At 58.0% G+C, this 16,269-nt stretch carries 16 protein-coding genes; 15 read left to right on the top strand and 1 reads right to left on the bottom strand.

Annotated elements, in window-relative coordinates; all coding sequences use genetic code 11:
• Nucleotides 1-17 precede the first annotated feature (17 nt).
• The 14 genes from IMQ33_RS24930 (at nt 18) to IMQ33_RS24865 (ending at nt 12,991) form a co-directional block, all read left to right on the top strand.
• Nucleotides 18-335, top strand: a complete 318-nt coding sequence (locus tag IMQ33_RS24930; RefSeq protein WP_021179759.1) for a non-heme iron oxygenase ferredoxin subunit — start codon at nt 18-20, stop codon at nt 333-335.
• Nucleotides 336-337: 2 nt separating this feature from the next.
• Nucleotides 338-646 (top strand): recombinase-like helix-turn-helix domain-containing protein, encoded by a 309-nt coding sequence (locus IMQ33_RS24925; protein WP_024484370.1) that lies wholly within the window; start codon nt 338-340, stop codon nt 644-646.
• Between the two features lie 20 nt (nt 647-666).
• Nucleotides 667-1,710, top strand: a complete 1,044-nt coding sequence (locus tag IMQ33_RS24920; RefSeq protein WP_024484371.1) for an aromatic ring-hydroxylating dioxygenase subunit alpha — start codon at nt 667-669, stop codon at nt 1,708-1,710.
• Nucleotides 1,707-2,462, top strand: coding sequence for an SDR family oxidoreductase (locus IMQ33_RS24915; RefSeq protein WP_059201723.1), 756 nt, complete (start codon nt 1,707-1,709; stop codon nt 2,460-2,462). Before IMQ33_RS24920 ends, IMQ33_RS24915 begins: the two co-directional genes overlap by 4 nt.
• Before the next feature lie 37 nt (nt 2,463-2,499).
• Complete coding sequence (locus IMQ33_RS24910; RefSeq protein WP_021806232.1) at nt 2,500-3,294, top strand: IclR family transcriptional regulator; 795 nt, start codon at nt 2,500-2,502, stop codon at nt 3,292-3,294.
• Nucleotides 3,295-3,432: 138 nt separating this feature from the next.
• Nucleotides 3,433-4,374, top strand: a complete 942-nt coding sequence (locus tag IMQ33_RS24905) for a VOC family protein (RefSeq protein WP_065684510.1) — start codon at nt 3,433-3,435, stop codon at nt 4,372-4,374.
• Nucleotides 4,371-5,582: an NAD(P)/FAD-dependent oxidoreductase gene (locus IMQ33_RS24900; RefSeq protein WP_173408772.1), complete on the top strand. Its 1,212-nt coding sequence runs from the start codon at nt 4,371-4,373 to the stop codon at nt 5,580-5,582. The genes IMQ33_RS24905 and IMQ33_RS24900 overlap by 4 nt, the downstream gene beginning before the upstream one ends.
• A gap of 24 nt (nt 5,583-5,606) precedes the next feature.
• A complete protein-coding gene (locus IMQ33_RS24895; RefSeq protein ID WP_021806229.1) occupies nt 5,607-6,869 on the top strand; it encodes an MFS transporter in 1,263 nt (420 codons plus the stop codon).
• Between the two features lie 20 nt (nt 6,870-6,889).
• Nucleotides 6,890-7,414 (top strand): cupin domain-containing protein, encoded by a 525-nt coding sequence (locus IMQ33_RS24890; RefSeq protein ID WP_021179767.1) that lies wholly within the window; start codon nt 6,890-6,892, stop codon nt 7,412-7,414.
• Nucleotides 7,414-8,232, top strand: a complete 819-nt coding sequence (locus tag IMQ33_RS24885) for an alpha/beta fold hydrolase (RefSeq protein ID WP_196062698.1) — start codon at nt 7,414-7,416, stop codon at nt 8,230-8,232. Before IMQ33_RS24890 ends, IMQ33_RS24885 begins: the two co-directional genes overlap by 1 nt.
• On the top strand, nt 8,229-9,023 hold the full coding sequence (locus tag IMQ33_RS24880) for an SDR family oxidoreductase (protein ID WP_024528296.1): 795 nt from the start codon (nt 8,229-8,231) through the stop codon (nt 9,021-9,023). Before IMQ33_RS24885 ends, IMQ33_RS24880 begins: the two co-directional genes overlap by 4 nt.
• 13 nt (nt 9,024-9,036) lie before the next feature.
• Complete coding sequence (locus IMQ33_RS24875) at nt 9,037-9,831, top strand: aspartate dehydrogenase (RefSeq protein WP_024528295.1); 795 nt, start codon at nt 9,037-9,039, stop codon at nt 9,829-9,831.
• Between the two features lie 16 nt (nt 9,832-9,847).
• Complete coding sequence (locus IMQ33_RS24870) at nt 9,848-11,317, top strand: aldehyde dehydrogenase (protein WP_196062697.1); 1,470 nt, start codon at nt 9,848-9,850, stop codon at nt 11,315-11,317.
• A gap of 36 nt (nt 11,318-11,353) precedes the next feature.
• Complete coding sequence (locus IMQ33_RS24865) at nt 11,354-12,991, top strand: thiamine pyrophosphate-binding protein (RefSeq protein WP_173410111.1); 1,638 nt, start codon at nt 11,354-11,356, stop codon at nt 12,989-12,991.
• Nucleotides 12,992-13,047: 56 nt separating this feature from the next.
• Here IMQ33_RS24865 and IMQ33_RS24860 read toward each other — a convergent pair whose 3' ends face one another.
• A complete protein-coding gene (locus IMQ33_RS24860; protein ID WP_065684505.1) occupies nt 13,048-13,800 on the bottom strand; it encodes a M48 family metallopeptidase in 753 nt (250 codons plus the stop codon).
• Between the two features lie 235 nt (nt 13,801-14,035).
• On the opposite strand from IMQ33_RS24860, the gene tkt reads away from it, so the two are divergent.
• Nucleotides 14,036-16,030, top strand: a complete 1,995-nt coding sequence (gene tkt / locus IMQ33_RS24855; RefSeq protein WP_098929850.1) for a transketolase — start codon at nt 14,036-14,038, stop codon at nt 16,028-16,030.
• Nucleotides 16,031-16,269: the final 239 nt, after the last annotated feature.

Here is a 16,269-nt window from a genome sequence, read left to right as displayed (position 1 = left end):
GATAGAGGACAGAAGCAATGAGCTGGAAGAACGTGTGCGAAGTGTCTCAAGTTAAAGAAGATTTTCCTTTCTCCGCCAACATTGAGGGAAAAGAGGTCGGCGTCTATTTGATCGACGGTCAATATTACGCGCTGGAAGACGTTTGCCCGCATGCCTATGCCTTGCTCAGCCAAGGGTTTGTCGATGACGGAAAAGTGGAGTGTCCACTGCACGAAGCGGTGTTCGATGTGCGTAGCGGCCAATGCCTGCGCGAACCCGGTGGCCGAGATCTGCAAACCTACCCTACCCGGGTGATCGACAATCAAATCCAAATCACCTTTATCGCGGAGGAATAAGCATGCAGCACATTACCGATTTCAACCCTTGGCTGCCGGATACCCAACAGGTGATCCCGGCGCGTGAGGGAGGCAACGGCCAAATCCACCAACCCGGCCAGTTTCAGAATGTGATCTGGCAAACCCGGGCACGCGTGCCAGACGGGTTTGAAACCTCACTGGTAGCCGCGCTGGAAGAGATCTTCGAGCAAGGGGCGGAGGAGCTGGAGCAGATCGTCAGTGCGCTCAATCAGCGTCGCCTGTTCGATCGCAGTGGTCAGCCATGGAATGAAGCCACGTTCCGCGAATTCCTACACGTCAACGGTTTCTGAGCCGCACAGGGAGAAGGACAATGACAGCAAACACAACATCCTCCGCGCAGACGGTACAAGACTATCTGGATCAGGGCCTGCGCGGTATGTGGTATCCGGTATTGGCCAGTTGGGAAGTGGGTAACAACCCCGTGGGCATCACCCGTCTTGAACAACAGATCGTGGTGTGGCGCGATAAACAAGGGGCGATCCACGCACTGGAAGATCGTTGCCCGCATCGTGGCGCTCGCCTGTCGATGGGCTGGAATCTTGGCGATCGCATTGCCTGCTGGTATCACGGCGTTGAAGTTGGTGGCGATGGCGAGGTTAAAGATGTGCCAGCGGTAGACCGCTGCCCGTTGGTAGGGCAGAAATGCCTGAAATCCTACCCGGCGAAAGAGGCTTACGGCGCGGTGTTCCTGTATTTCGGCGTCACTGCCGATGAACAGCCTGCCGAACTGAGCTTCCCGCAAGAGCTGGCGGATGAGGCCAACTACAGCAACTTCCTGTGTACCGCCAGCTGGGACTGTAACTATCAATACGCATTGGAAAACGTGATGGATCCGATGCATGGCACCTACCTGCACTCCTCATCGCATTCGATGGCGGAAGGGGATCGCAAGGCCGATATGGCGCTGGAACCCACCGACAGCGGTTTCATCTTTAAAAAGAACGGCCAGATTGGCGTGAACTTCGACTGGGTCGAATTTGGTAGCAGCGGTGCCTATTGGATGCGTCTGTCGATCCCTTACAAAAAGCGTTTTGGGCCAGGCGGCCACTTCTGGATCATCGGCATGGTGGTGCCGGAAGATAAGGATCACTGCCGGGTATTCTTCTGGCGTATCCGCAAAGTGAAAGACTGGCAGCGTGACGCATGGCGCTTTATGTACCGCAACCGTCTGGAAGAACTGCACTGGGACGTACTGGAGCAGGATCGCATCGTGCTGGAGAACATGGCACCGAACGCGCGTGGTCGTGAATACCTGTATCAACATGACGTGGGCCTCTCCCGCCTGCGCCGTATGATGCAGAAAGAGGCACAAAAGCAGCTGGCAACGCTTAGCGAGCTGGAGGCGGCACAGTGAGCGGCTTGCTGGCAGGGAAACGTATCGTAGTCACCGGAGCGGCGCGTGGGCTGGGGCGCAGCTTCGCCGCTGCGGTGGCTCAGGCCGGGGCCAGCGTGGTGATGTGCGATATCCTGGCGGAAGAGTTGCAGGACAGCGCCGCCAGCCTGCGTGAGCAGGGGGCACAGGTTGAAGCTCAGGTTATCGATCTGGCTTCACCGCAATCCATCACTGCGGCGTTCAGTGCGATTGCCAAGGGCGGCGCGATCGACGGGCTGGTGAACAACGCTGCGATGGCAACCGGTGTCGGTGGCAAAACCATGATGGAATACGACATTGAACTGTGGGACAAGGTCATGCAGGTCAACGTGCGGGGGACCTGGTTGGTGAGCCAGGCGGCGGTGCCATTATTGGCCCAAACGCCGCATGCCAAAATCGTCAACGTTGCCTCTGATACCGCCTTGTGGGGGGCGCCGAAACTGATGGCCTATGTGGCGAGCAAAGGGGCGATCATCTCGATGACCCGCTCCATGGCGCGTGAGCTGGGGCCGCAGGGGATCTGCGTTAACGCCATTGCACCGGGCTTGACGCGCGTTGAAGCCACTGAGTATGTCCCTGCCGAACGGCATCAGCTGTATGAGCAAGGCCGGGCACTGGCAGGTGCACAGCATCCGGACGATGTGACCGGTAGCGTGCTCTATCTGCTGTCGCCGCTGGCGGATTTTGTCACCGGCCAACTGATACCGGTCAACGGTGGTTTCGTGTTTAACTGACCGCCTGACGGACAGGCAAACATTTTAGGAGCAGCACATGGCAGACGACCAAGCGTGTAAATATCTGATCCCGGGGCTGGATCGCGGGTTACAACTGTTGCTGGCCTTCGGCGAGCAGCATAAGGAAATGACCTTTGCAGAATTACATCGCCTGGTCGATATGCCAAAGGCAACCGCCTACCGCGTGGTGCAAACGCTGGAGCATCTGGGCTTTTTGGAGCGCAATCCACGCACCAACACTTTTGCGTTGGGGATCAAAGTACTGCGTCTGGGCTTTGAATATATCGCCTCGCTGGACGTGGCCCAGGCTGGCCAACCGGTGATCGAGCAGCTGCGCGATCGCAGCCAATGCAGCAGCCATCTGGCGATCCGCGATGGACATGACGTGATCTATATCGCCCGCGTCAGCGCGGCTGGCTCGCAGATCAACCAGGTCAGCGTGGGCACCCGTTTACCGGTTCACCGCACCTCGCTTGGCCGGATGCTGCTGACCAGCACCAGCCGGGAAGAGTTTGAACGCCTGTTCCCGCATGAAGCCTTGCCCGATGCGGCGCCGGGGACACCGGCCAATCGCGAAGCGCTGTGGCAGATGGTGCAGCAGGATAAGGCCCGTGGCTATGTGATTGGCGAATCCTTCTACCGCCACGGCATTTCCTCGATCGTCTATCCGATCTTTAACCGCGAACAGCGGGTGGAAGCGGTGGTCAGCATTATGGTGCCGTCCGATGAGATCCCAAAGGCGGATCGTGAGCGGTTGCGTATGGAAGTCCGGGATGCCGCAGTGAAAATATCGGGCCTGTTAGGCGCGCCACCGCAGGCTAACGTCGGCTAACCGGCCAAACGCTTTGTTATCTGGGCGACGCTATTCGCCCACTACCAATCACTCAGGCAGGGATAAGACTCATGAGCTTCATGGGCCGGGGTCGATCATGCCTGAAAAACGCATTCAGCGAGAACGTGAGGCACAATAATGAGCATAACCGGAATCGAAAAGCTGGAATTTGGCGTCGAAGATCTACCAACGTGCGAAAAATTCATGCAGGACTTCGGTCTGCAACCGACGCTACAGCATTGGGGCGAACCGCGCCGTGAATTTACCACGCTGAGCGGGGCTAGCGTGGTGCTGTATCCGCAAGACAGCGAGGTCTTACCGGCCGCGTTTGAGGCGGGTTCAACCCTGCGCCGCATGACCTGGGCGGTTGAAAGCCCTGCGGCGCTGGCTGCGTTGCAGCCCCTGTTGGCGCAGATGCCAGGCTTTCGCCACGTTGGCGAAGAACTGGAATGCCGCGATCCCAACGGTATGACGCTGCGTTTTGCCGTTACGGCGCAGCAACCGGTGGAACTGCCCGTTTCGCCGATCAACCAATGGGGCGATGTACGCCGCATCGACCAGCCAAGCCCGGTTTATGCCAAAGCCGAGCCGGTCAATATCGGCCACGTGGTGTTCTTCGTTGAGGATTTGGCTGCTACCGAGCGCTTCTACTGCGAGCTGCTCGGTTTCCAGGTTTCCGACCGCTATATCGACCGCGCCGTCTTCTTGCGCACTCAGGCACGCGGTGGCCATCACAACCTGTTCCTGCTGAAACTGCCTAACCGCCCACGGGGCCTGAACCACGTCGCCTTCACCGTACGCGATATCCATGAAGTGATCGGCGGCGGCATCGCGATGAATAAAGAGCAGTGGAGCACCTTTATTGGCCCAGGCCGCCATCCGATCTCCTCGGCCTATTTTTGGTACGTCAACAGCCCGACCGGCGGTGCCTTTGAGTATTACACCAATGATGACTACCTGACGGAAAACTGGCAGCCGCGTGAGCTGGAGCATTCGCTGGTGTCGTTTACCGAATGGGCGGTCGAAGGCGGTATCGATCACGATACCCGCCGCCAACATAAGAAGCCGGGGGCGGTATGAGCCAACCAACCCGTGCAGGCATTGTCATTATCGGCGGCGGTCAAGCTGGTGGTTGGGCGGCGAAAACGCTGCGCGATCGCGGCTACAACGGCAGGCTGTCAGTGATCAGTGACGAGCCTTATGATTTTTACGAACGCCCACCGCTCTCCAAGGCGGCGCTGTTGGATGGTAGTGCGCCACTCAGCCGCCTGTTCAGTGAAGAAGTGGTGGCCGGGATGAATATCGATTGGCATCGTCCGCTACGTGCCGAAGCCATCGACGGACAGCAGCAAATCGTCACGCTCAGCGACGGCAGCCAACTGCAGTTCGATCAACTGCTGATTGCGACAGGTGGCCGACCACGCCTGCCGGATGCCAACTGGGCCAAGCACCCGCGAGTAATGACCCTACGTTCCTGGGATGATGCGGCACGCCTGCGCCAGGGCCTGCAACAATGCCAAAAGCTGGCGATTGTGGGGGGGGGCTGGATTGGGCTGGAGATTGCCGCCTCGGCCCGCAAGTTGGGCGTTGACGTGACGGTGTTTGAGCGCCAACCCGCGTTGTGTATGCGCAGCGTAGGGGCCAGCGTTTCCCAGGCGTTGTTGGAATTGCATCAACAGCAGGGCGTCACCGTGCATTGCGACTGCGGCGAGATCACGCTTGAAGATCGCGATGGTGAAGCCTGGATTGGCAGTGCCAGCAGTGCTGTGCAGCCCTTCGACCTGGTGGTTGTCGGTATCGGTGTTGAGTTGAATCTGGAACTGGCCCACAGCGCAGGGCTGAAGCTTGAAGGCGGGATCGTCGTAGATGGACAAGGGCGTACCAGCCATCCGGCCATTTTTGCCGCAGGCGATGTTGCGCGCCATCCAACCCTCGGCCTGTGTCTGCAATCCTGGGCCTACGCACAGAATCAGGCGATTAGCACCGCTTGCGCCATGTTGGATGCGTTTGCCGCACCTTACGATGATGTTGCCTGGCTGTGGTCGGATCAATACGACGCCAATATCCAAATCCTGGGCGTTCCTACCGGCGGCGTTCACCAGATAGTGCGCCGCACGCCGCAGTCACAACTGTTCTTCACCCTGAATGCCGATCGGCAACTGGTGCAATTGGTCGCGTTTAACGACGCACGCACCATCAAGCTGGGTAAACGCTGGCTGGCCAGCGGCCGGGTACTGGATCCGCAGCAACTGGCGGATGTGGAATTTTCTCTGATGGCGTTGAAATAACGCCCGACCCAAAGGGAGCGTTTTATGACTACGCAAGATATCGACGCCCGCAGCGGTCGGGTGGGGGATGCTGTTGCCGAAAATTCGCCAACCAGCGTGCGTTGGTCGGTGCCGGCAGCCCTGTTTGCCTGCGTGTTACTGGCGTTTTTCGACAAGATCAGCATTGCCGCGCTGTTTTCTGACCACGAGTTTCAGCAGGCGATGGGCATCGGCTTTGATCCCACCCGGCTCGGGCTGCTGATGAGTGCCTTTTTGTTCTCCTACGGCTTCTCTTCGATGTTGTTGAGCGGCATTGGCGATCGGCTCAATCCGGTCAAAGTGCTGATTGGCATGATGGTGACCTGGGGCGTACTGATGGTGCTGATGGGGATGACGCGCTCTTATCACACCATGATGACGCTGCGTATCCTGCTGGGCATCGCCGAAGGGCCGTTGTTGCCAATGGCCTATGCCATCGTGCGCCAGGCTTTTCCGCAGCGCCTCCAGGCACGTGCCACCATGCTGTGGCTGCTGGGGACTCCGATTGGCGCGGCACTGGGCTTCCCGGTCACACTGTTTATTCTCAGCCGCTTTAACTGGGAAACCACCTTCTTCTTTATGGCGTTTCTGACCGTGCCGGTGATGTTGCTGGTGCTGTTTGGCATGCGTCACCTGAACGTGGCACGCCCGGCGGCCAGCACCACCAGTAAACCGGCCGTTGCCGAACGCAAGCAACTGCGCCGCGAACTGTTCAGCACGCCACATTTCTGGATGATTTGCCTGTTTAACATCGCATTTCTCACCTACCTGTGGGGTATGAATGGCTGGCTGCCGAGCTATCTGATCGAAGGCAAAGGCATTCATCTGGAGCACGCCGGATACCTGTCGTCACTGCCGTTTATTGCCATGTTGCTTGGCGAGGTGGTGGGGGCCTGGCTGTCGGACAAGATGGATCGCCGAGCGTTGGCCTGTTTCATCTCGCTGTGCGGTGCAGGGATCGGTTTGGGTGTCGTTCTGTATATGCAGGGCACCTACAGCGTGATCGCCGCCATGTCCTTCAGCACCTTTATGTGGGGAGCCGGCGCGCCAAACATCTTCGCGCTATTGGCCAAGGCCACCAGCAGCCGGGTGAGCGCTACCGCTGGTGGGGTATTTAACGGATTGGGTAATTTTGCCGGCGCATTGGCACCGGTGCTGATGGGGGCTCTGATCGCCGCCACCGGCAATATGGATAACGGTTTGCTGTTCCTGGTGGTGATGGCCTTTGTCGGCTGCGCCATTCTGCTGCCGTTACTGAATAAGTATTGATGCAACGAAGGAGAGACAACATGTCCCAGGTTGAGAATAAAGCCGGCATCAAGCCGCAGGATCTGACAATGGAAAAGTGGGTGGAATCGCGTATCGCCCGTTTTGAAGGCCGTAAATATGACTGGAACGCACTGAAGTTCCAGGCCGATTACGATCCGAAATACCGCCGGGCGCAGATGCGCTATATCGGCACCGGTGCCACCGGCGTAGTCAGCGACACCAACACCATTCCAGCGGGGAACTTTACCTTCTCCACCATGGTGCTGCCGTCAAAATGTGAGGGGCCATTACACCTGCATGACGACGTTGAAGAAGTGTTCTTTATGCTCAAAGGCAAGATCACACTGATGATCCAGGACGGTGAAGAGTATTACGAAACCATCCTGAAAGAGCGCGATCTGATTTCTGTTCCGGCGGGGGTTTATCGCGGCCTGTTCAATCACGGTGAAGAAGAAGCTCTGATGTGCGTGATGCTCGGTACTGCCAAGCCGGAAACCCCGACTTACCCGGCCGATCACCCGTTGTCGAAAGTGAAGCGTAACTGATGAACAGCTTACCGGAACGCCAGCAGGCGGATTGTGGAGGCCAGCGGCTAAGTTGGCGCGAAGCCGGGCATGGCCGGGCAGTTGTGCTGCTGCATGGCATCAGTTCCGGTTCTGCTTCGTGGATGAAGCAGTTCAGCGATCGCGCCCTGACGGACGGGCACCGCCTGATTGCCTGGGATGCTCCAGGTTATGGCGGTAGTGCAGCATTGGCACAGACAGAGCCAGATGCTGCTGCTTATGCCAACGCGCTGGCGGCGTTGATCGCCGAGTTGCAGTTACAACAGCCGTTGATTGTGGGGCATTCGCTCGGTGCGTTGATCGGCAGTGCCTTTGCCGCTGCCAACCCAGATGGGCTGAGTGGACTGGTGCTGGCCGATCCGGCTCAGGGCTATGCCACTGCGCCGCTGGAAAAACGCCAGCAGGTATATGGCCAACGCAAAAAGATGATCGAAACGCTTGGCCCACAGGGCTACGGCGAACAGCGTGCGGCTGCATTGTTACGTGAAGAGGCGGATCCGCAGGACATTGCCTGGGTACGCAGCGGCATGAAGCAACTTAATCCGGCCGGTTTTCTCAGCGCCGCCTGGATGTTGGCCAATGACGATATCAACCGTTACCTGGTGCGCTATCGCGGCCCGTTACAGGTGTGGTGTGGCAGTGTCGATCGCATCACGCCACCACAGGGGGCCGCAACGTTGGCACAACAGCAGGATGCGACAATGCGTCTGATTGATGCGGCGGGGCATGCCAGCTATCTCGATGCGCCAGCGCTGTTTAACCGCTATTTGCAGGACTTTACGGGGGCAATCCAACCATGAATTTTCAGATTGAGCGGCGAGTGGCGGTGGTCACCGGAGGATCCTCGGGGATCGGTTTTGAGACGCTGCGTTTACTGCTGGCCGAAGGGGCGAAGGTGGCCTTCTGTGGCCGCAATCAGGACAAACTGGCCAGCGCCGAGGCCAGCCTGCGTGAAGAGTTCCCGCAGGCGGAGATCCTGGCGTTACGCTGCGACGTGCTCGACGCCGAGCAGGTTGCCAAGTTTGCCGAGCAGGTCAGCACGCATTTTGGCGCAGTGGATATGTTGATCAACAACGCCGGGCAGGGGTTTGTGGCGCATTTCGATCAGACGCCGCGCGAGGCCTGGTTACATGAGGCAGAGCTGAAGCTGTTCGGGGTGATCAACCCGGTGCAGGCCTTTTTACCGGCGTTGGAGCGCTCGGATATCGCCTCCATTACCTGCGTTAACTCACTGCTGGCCCTGCAGCCGGAAGAGCACATGATTGCCACCTCGGCAGCCCGTGCCGCGTTGCTCAATATGACGCTGACCTTATCCAAAGAGCTGGTGAGTAAAGGAGTCCGCGTCAATTCCATCCTGCTGGGGATGGTGGAATCGGGCCAATGGCGTCGGCGTTTCGCCGAGCGCCAGGATCAACAACAAAGCTGGGAACAGTGGACGGCGGCGATTGCCGAGCGGCGTGGCATCCCGATGGGGCGTTTGGGTAAACCGCAGGAACCGGCACGGGCGCTGCTGTTTTTAGCCTCCCCCATGTCCTCCTTTACCACCGGCGCGGCGCTGGACGTTTCCGGCGGCTTTAATCGCCATCTCTGACGGGACTGAAAAGATGAAGAAGATCATGATGATTGGCTATGGCGCGATGGCAAAAGAGGTGCTGGCGCGCCTGCCGGAGGGCGTGGCAGTCGGTTGGATCGTGGCACGGGAAGCGCATCATGCCGAGATCGACGCCGCATTTGCCGGGCAGGTGCAGGCGTTGACCCATCCTGACCAGTGTACCGGGCAACCTGATTTGGTGCTGGAGTGTGCTAGCCAGCAGGCGGTCGCTGAGTTTGGTGAGGCCATCGTTAAACGTGGCTGGCGGCTGGCCGTGATCTCTACTGGCGCCCTGGCAGATGCCGCATTGCAGCAGCGTTTGCAGCAGTCCTGCGCACGTTACCACGGGCGGCTGATCGTGCTGTCTGGTGCGGTGGCGGGTATGGATGGCCTGGCTTCGGCGCGGGAAGGCGGGTTGGACAGCGTGACCTATCAGTCCAGCAAAAGCCCGGCCAGTTGGCGCGGCAGCCCGGCGGAAAAAATGATTAATCTGGATGCCGTCAGCGAAGCCCAGGTGTTCTTTGAGGGGTCGGCGCGGGAAGCCGCAAGCATGTTCCCAGCCAACGCCAACGTAGCGGCCACCATTGCGCTCCATGGCTTGGGGATGGATGCCACGCGGGTACGCTTGCAGGTAGATCCGCATACTCAACGTAATACTCACCGCCTACAGGTGTGTGGTCAGTTTGGCGAGTTCCAGATTGAGCTGTGCGGCAACCCGCTGGCCAGCAACCCGAAAACATCAACGCTGGCGGCGCTGAGTGCGGTACAAGCCTGCCGCAGTTTGGTGGACGGCGGTTTTATTGCCTGAATGGCAGGAGCAAAGCATGGAAACGTTAAAGATTTTTCTTGCCGGCCGCTGGTGCGAAGGGCGCGGCGAAGAGATGAGTTCGGTTTTCCCGGCTGATGGCAGCGTGAATGCTCGCCTGCGAGCGGCGAACGTCGAGGATGTGAATGAGGCGGTTGCGGCGGCAGAAAAAGCCTGGCGCGAGCCGAGCTGGCGTGGATTGGTGCCGCATCAGCGTGCAGCGATCCTGCATCGCGTTAGCGATTTGATTACTGAACAAGTGGAAACCCTGGCGCAGTTGCAAACCCGTGACAATGGCAAACCACTGGCGGAAACCCGTGGTCTGGTCATGAGTGCGGCGGCTACGGCTCGCTATTTTGCTGCCGCCTGCGAGGTGCTGGAGGGGGAGCTTCCTACCCAGCGTAACCGTGATGCGATGACGCTGAGCCAGTATCAGCCGCTGGGCGTAATAGCGGCGATCACGCCGTGGAACTCACCGATTGCCAGTGAAATGCAGAAGGTGGCTCCGGCGCTGGCGGCAGGGAATGCGGTGGTACTGAAACCGGCAGAAGCCACGCCGTTAATGGCGCTGAAGCTGGCCGAACTGTTTGAACAGGCAGGCTTGCCTGCAGGATTACTCAGCGTATTGCCGGGCAAGGGGTCGGTGATTGGTGAAGCCTTGGCTCGCCATCCGTTGGTGAAAAAGATCTCCTTCACCGGCGGGACTTCCACTGGCCGTCATTTGGCACATATTGCCGCAGAAAAACTGATCCCTACATCGCTAGAGTTGGGAGGCAAGTCGCCCACTATCGTGCTGGAAGATGCGGATCTGGAACAGGCGGCACGTGGCATCTGCTACGGCATTTTCAGCTCGGCCGGGCAGGCATGTATCGCTGGATCACGGTTGTTTGTGCACCGTTCGCTGTATCAGCCGCTGTTGGCCCGTTTATGCGAGCTGACCGCCGGGCTGCGTATTGGTAACCCGCTGCAAGCCGGTGTCCACCTCGGCCCGCTGATCAGCCACAAGCATCGTCAGAGCGTGGCGGACTACGTGGCCTTGGCTCAGCAGGAAGGGGGCCGGGTGCTCATTGGCGGTGAAGCTCCTGCCGATCCGCAGTTGGCTCAGGGCTGCTACTACCTGCCGACCATTATTGAAGGGCTGAGCAACAGTGCTCGCACCTGCCAGGAAGAGATCTTTGGCCCTGTGCTGGTAGTGTTGCCGTTTGATGATGAACAGCAACTGATCGAACAGGCCAACGACTCGATCTATGGCTTGGCGGCCGGGATCTGGAGCCGTGATTTTGCCCGCACGATGGCGCTGGCGGAACAGTTGGAAACCGGTACCGTCTGGATCAATACCTACAAGACATTCTCGATTTCCACACCGTTTGGCGGCTTTAAACAAAGCGGCCTGGGGCGCGAAAAGGGCTTACATGGCATCCAGGCCTATATGCAGCAAAAGAGTTTGTATCTCTCCCTCAGCAATCAGCCTAACCGCTGGAGCGACTGACGTACCCTACGATCAAAGACAATAAGAAGGCAGATGATGAGCGAAAAAATTACGGTTGGTGAGGCGATAGCCCGAACGTTGGAACAGTACGAGGTGGCGGCAATGTACGGCATCATCTCGATCCACAATCTGCCGATTGCCGATGCCGTTGGGCAGCGTGGCGCGATCCGTTTTGTTCCGGCACGCGGTGAGGCTGGTGCTGTAACCATGGCTGATGCCCACGGGCGCTTTTCTGGCTTGGGGGTGGCACTGACCAGTACCGGTGCCGGAGCCGGTAACGCCGTCGGTGCGATGATTGAAGCGCTGAATGCCAATACGCCACTGTTGCATATCACCGGTCAGGTAGAGAAAGCCTATCTGGACGCCGATGCCGGGTTTATCCACGAAACCAAGGATCAACTGGGCTTCCTGCGTGCCTGTTCGAAACAGGCTTACCGGGTGAACTCGCCAGAGCAGGCGGTCGCGGTGATCCAGCGCGCCATTCTGGATGCTCAGACCGTGCCTTGTGGCCCGGTGGCGGTAGAGATCCCGATCGATATTCAGAACAGCCTGGTTCCCGCCAGCCTGGTAGGGAAGGTGGTACAGCCTCCTGCGCTGCCTGCTGCGGATGAAGCTGCGGTTGAACGTCTTTACCAGCAGGTGAAGCGTGCCAAACGTCCATTGCTGTGGGTTGGTGGTGGTGCGCTGGCCTGTCGTGAGGCGGTGAAACAGTTGGCGGATGCCGGTGTGGTAGTGATCTCCAGCACCCATGGGCGTGGGATTTTACCGGATAGCCATCCGCGCAGCCTGCGTGCCTTCCACAACTCGCCAAGCGTTGAGTCTATCCTGACGCAGTGTGATTTGACGCTGGTGGCCGGTTCCCGCCTGCGGAGTAACGAAACTCGTACCTGGTCACTCCCACTGCCGCGCCCGTTGGTACAGATTGATATCGATCCGGCGGCGGCCAACCGTAATTATCTGGCGGATGAGCAGGTTTATGGCGATTGTTCCGCTTTGCTGAGTGCGCTGGCAGCACGCCTGGCACCCGGCGAGAAAGTGAATGCCGAGTGGGATGCCGAGATTGGCCGTGCGGTTGAGTTGGCCGAAACGGCACTGCGCCAGCAGTCTGGTGAATACGCCAAACTGAACGATGCTATCGCCGCCGCGCTGCCGCAGGATGGCCTGCTGGTACGTGATATCACCGTTTCTGGCAGCGTATGGGGTAGCCGCCTGTTCCGGGCCATCTCGCCTTTATGCAATATTCACTCGCTGGCAGGAGCGATCGGCATGGGGTTACCGATGGCGATCGGCACGGCCATTGCCAATCCGCAGCGTAAAGTGGTTGGCTTGGTTGGGGACGGCGGTCTGGCGCTGGGCCTGGGGGAACTGGCAACCATGGCGCAGGAACAGGCCAATATCACCTTGCTGATCATGAACGACGGCGGCTATGGCGTGATGCGTGGCATTCAGGACAAGTATTTCTCTGGACGCCAGTATTATAACGAACTGCATACTCCGGCGTTCTGCCAGGTGGCAGAGGCGATGGGGCTGAAAGCCTGGAAAGTGAGCGATGCTGCGCAGTTTGGTGGCGTGCTGGCGGAGGCGATTAATTACCCAGGGCCATCGGTGGTAGAGGTTGATATGAAAAGCGTTGGGCCGTTGACCTTCGCTGGCCCACCGCAGAAGCTGTACTGACCGCTTACTCAGTTCCCTCTCTCCAGAGGCGTACTCCCAAGAGAGGGAACATAGAGTTACTTACCGGCAGCGATGCGATCGCGAATGTGCTTGGCACGGGCTTCGGAAGTTGGGTGGCTGTCAAACATGCTGCTTTCATGACCACCGTCTAATTTCGCCAGTTTATCGAAACTGGTAGCCAGGCCAGCAGGATTGATGCCGCGTTTTTTCAGCAGATCGAACGAGTAATCATCCGCATCGCTTTCCTGTTTCTGCGAGAACTGGGCATTGACCAGTTTTTCGCCCAGATCGGCCAACTGCGACTGAGACAATGAGGCTGCTACGCCGCCCGCTGAAGATGCTGCGGTACGTAATGCAACTGTCCCATAAGCGACCTGCATGGCTTTACGAGTGTGGCCCAGCGCAACGTGGCCCATTTCATGGCCCAGTACGCCTTCAACTTCGTTATCATCCATCATGTCCATCAGGCCGCTGTAGACGCGGATACAGCCGTTAGCCATCGCCCAGGCATTGACGTCTTTGGTCACGTAAACCTTGTAGTTTGCAGGGGTACCGTTGATATTATCCCCCAACGCTGCGGCGATCTTGTTCAGGCGCTTGGTATATTCGCTGCTTGCTGGCGCGATTTGCTCCTGGCTATCCATCTCTGCGCAGGATTTATCACTGAGTGCCTTGACGTCGCTATCGCTCAGCGTCGCCGCCTGGTAGGCCTGGGCACCGGATTGTAGTAGGGTATCGGTATTAAGGTTTTGACAGCCGCTCAATAAAGCAGTAATGCTCAGTGCAATCAAAGAAGTACGGATTTTCATCGTTCTATCGTCCTGTGATAGTAAAGGGGGGTGGTACTGTGTTTTGCTGCCATTATTCTGCGCATAGCCTAGTGTACGACAGGCTTGGCCGAAATAGCGATATTCCGAAATATGTCCCGAACGTGCGCATTAGTGATGAACTCGCTCTCATTCGGTATTAGGGATTGCTGTTTCAATGCCGAGTCTGAGAAAATAGAAATCTTGATCGCTTTTTTAATCCGACCTGGAGTAAAACATGTCCTCTCGTAAAGAGCTTGCCAACGCCATCCGCGCACTCAGTATGGACGCCGTTCAAAAAGCAAATTCCGGCCACCCGGGCGCCCCTATGGGCATGGCAGATATCGCCGAAGTCCTGTGGCGTGACTACCTGAACCACAACCCTACCAACCCGCACTGGGCTGACCGTGACCGCTTCGTGCTGTCTAACGGCCATGGTTCAATGCTGATCTATAGCCTGCTGCACCTCACTGGTTACGATCTGCCGATGAGCGAGCTGGAAAACTTCCGCCAGCTGCATTCCAAAACTCCGGGTCACCCAGAATATGGTTATACCCCAGGCGTAGAAACCACTACTGGTCCGCTGGGCCAGGGGATCGCTAACGCGATCGGTTTCGCCATTGCCGAACGTACGCTGGCCGCGCAGTTCAACCGCCCAGGCCACGAGATTGTTGACCACCACACCTATGCCTTTATGGGCGATGGCTGCATGATGGAAGGCATCTCTCACGAAGTCTGTTCCCTGGCTGGTACCATGAAGCTGGGCAAACTGACTGCGTTCTATGATGACAACGGCATCTCCATCGACGGCCACGTAGAAGGCTGGTTCACCGACGATACCGCCAAGCGTTTCGAAGCCTATGGCTGGCACGTGGTACGTGGCGTTGACGGCCACAACAGCGACTCTATCAAAGCGGCGATCGAAGAGGCCCATAAGGTCACCGACAAACCTTCCCTGCTGATGTGCAAAACCGTGATTGGCTTCGGTTCACCACACAAAGCGGGCACCCATGATTCCCACGGTGCTCCACTGGGCGCAGCTGAAGTTGCGGCTACCCGTGAAGCTCTGGGCTGGAAATATGCCGCCTTCGAAATCCCGCAGGATATCTATGCCCAGTGGGATGCCAAAGAAGCTGGTAAGGCTAAAGAAGCCGCCTGGAACGAGAAACTCGCCGCTTACGCCAAAGCCTTCCCAGAACTGGCCGCAGAGTTCAAACGCCGCACCAGCGGTGAGCTGCCAGCCAACTGGAAAGCGGAAGCGAAGAAATTCGTTGAGCAGTTGCAGGCTAACCCGGCCAACATCGCCAGCCGTAAGGCATCACAGAACTCACTGGAAGCCTTCGGTAAACTGCTGCCTGAATTCCTCGGTGGTTCTGCGGATCTGGCACCAAGCAACCTGACCATGTGGTCCGGCTCCAAGTCTCTGGGTGACGATCTGGCGGGTAACTACATCCATTACGGCGTGCGCGAATTCGGCATGACCGCTATCACCAACGGTATCGCGCTGCACGGTGGTTTCCTGCCGTACTCTGCGACCTTCCTGATGTTCGTGGAATACGCCCGTAACGCGGTGCGTATGGCTGCGCTGATGAAAATCCGCAACGTGTTCGTCTACACCCACGACTCTATCGGTCTGGGCGAAGATGGCCCGACGCACCAGCCGGTTGAGCAGTTGGCCAGCCTGCGCGTGACTCCGAACATGAGCACCTGGCGTCCTTGTGACCAGGTTGAATCGGCTATCGCCTGGCAGTACGGCATCGAGCGCAATGATGGCCCGACCACGCTGGTGTTCTCCCGTCAGAACCTGACCCAGCAGCCACGTACCGCCGAGCAGTTGGCGAACGTGTATCGCGGTGGTTATGTGCTGAAAGACTGTGCAGGTACGCCGGACGTGATCCTGATTGCCACCGGTTCTGAAGTGGGCATCACCGTTGAAGCCGCCGACAAACTGACCGCCGAAGGGCGTAAAGTGCGTGTGGTATCCATGCCGTCTACCGACGCCTTCGACAAGCAGGACGCGGCCTACCGTGAATCCGTGCTGCCAGCGGCAGTTTCTGCTCGCGTAGCGGTGGAAGCGGGTATCGCGGATTACTGGTACAAGTATGTTGGCCTGAACGGCGCGATCGTGGGCATGACCACCTTCGGTGAATCTGCTCCGGCAGAGCAATTGTTCAAAGAGTTCGGCTTCACCGTCGACAACGTGGTAGCCAAGGCTAACGCGCTGGTGAAATAACGACTGAGCTTTAACTGTGCGAGGGGCGAATATTCGCCCCTTATTTTTTGCTCCCCGGCCACTCTCCTTTCTCTCTCCTCAGCCTAGACAACATTAAGAAATCCTTAATGATTGGATAATCATGGCTGTTGCTGTCCAAAAATCGCCCACCATCACAAAACAGCAACATAGCGAATTAACGGCGTTGCTTAACCACCGCCATTCGCTATATGTTAATTTTTGGTTTTATAAATGTAACC

Source organism: Serratia sp. Res13-Sevr-LER1-36-b, assembly GCF_015673035.1.
Lineage (GTDB): Bacteria > Pseudomonadota > Gammaproteobacteria > Enterobacterales > Enterobacteriaceae > Chania > Chania fonticola_C.
This window is presented reverse-complemented; position numbering and strand designations above follow the sequence as displayed.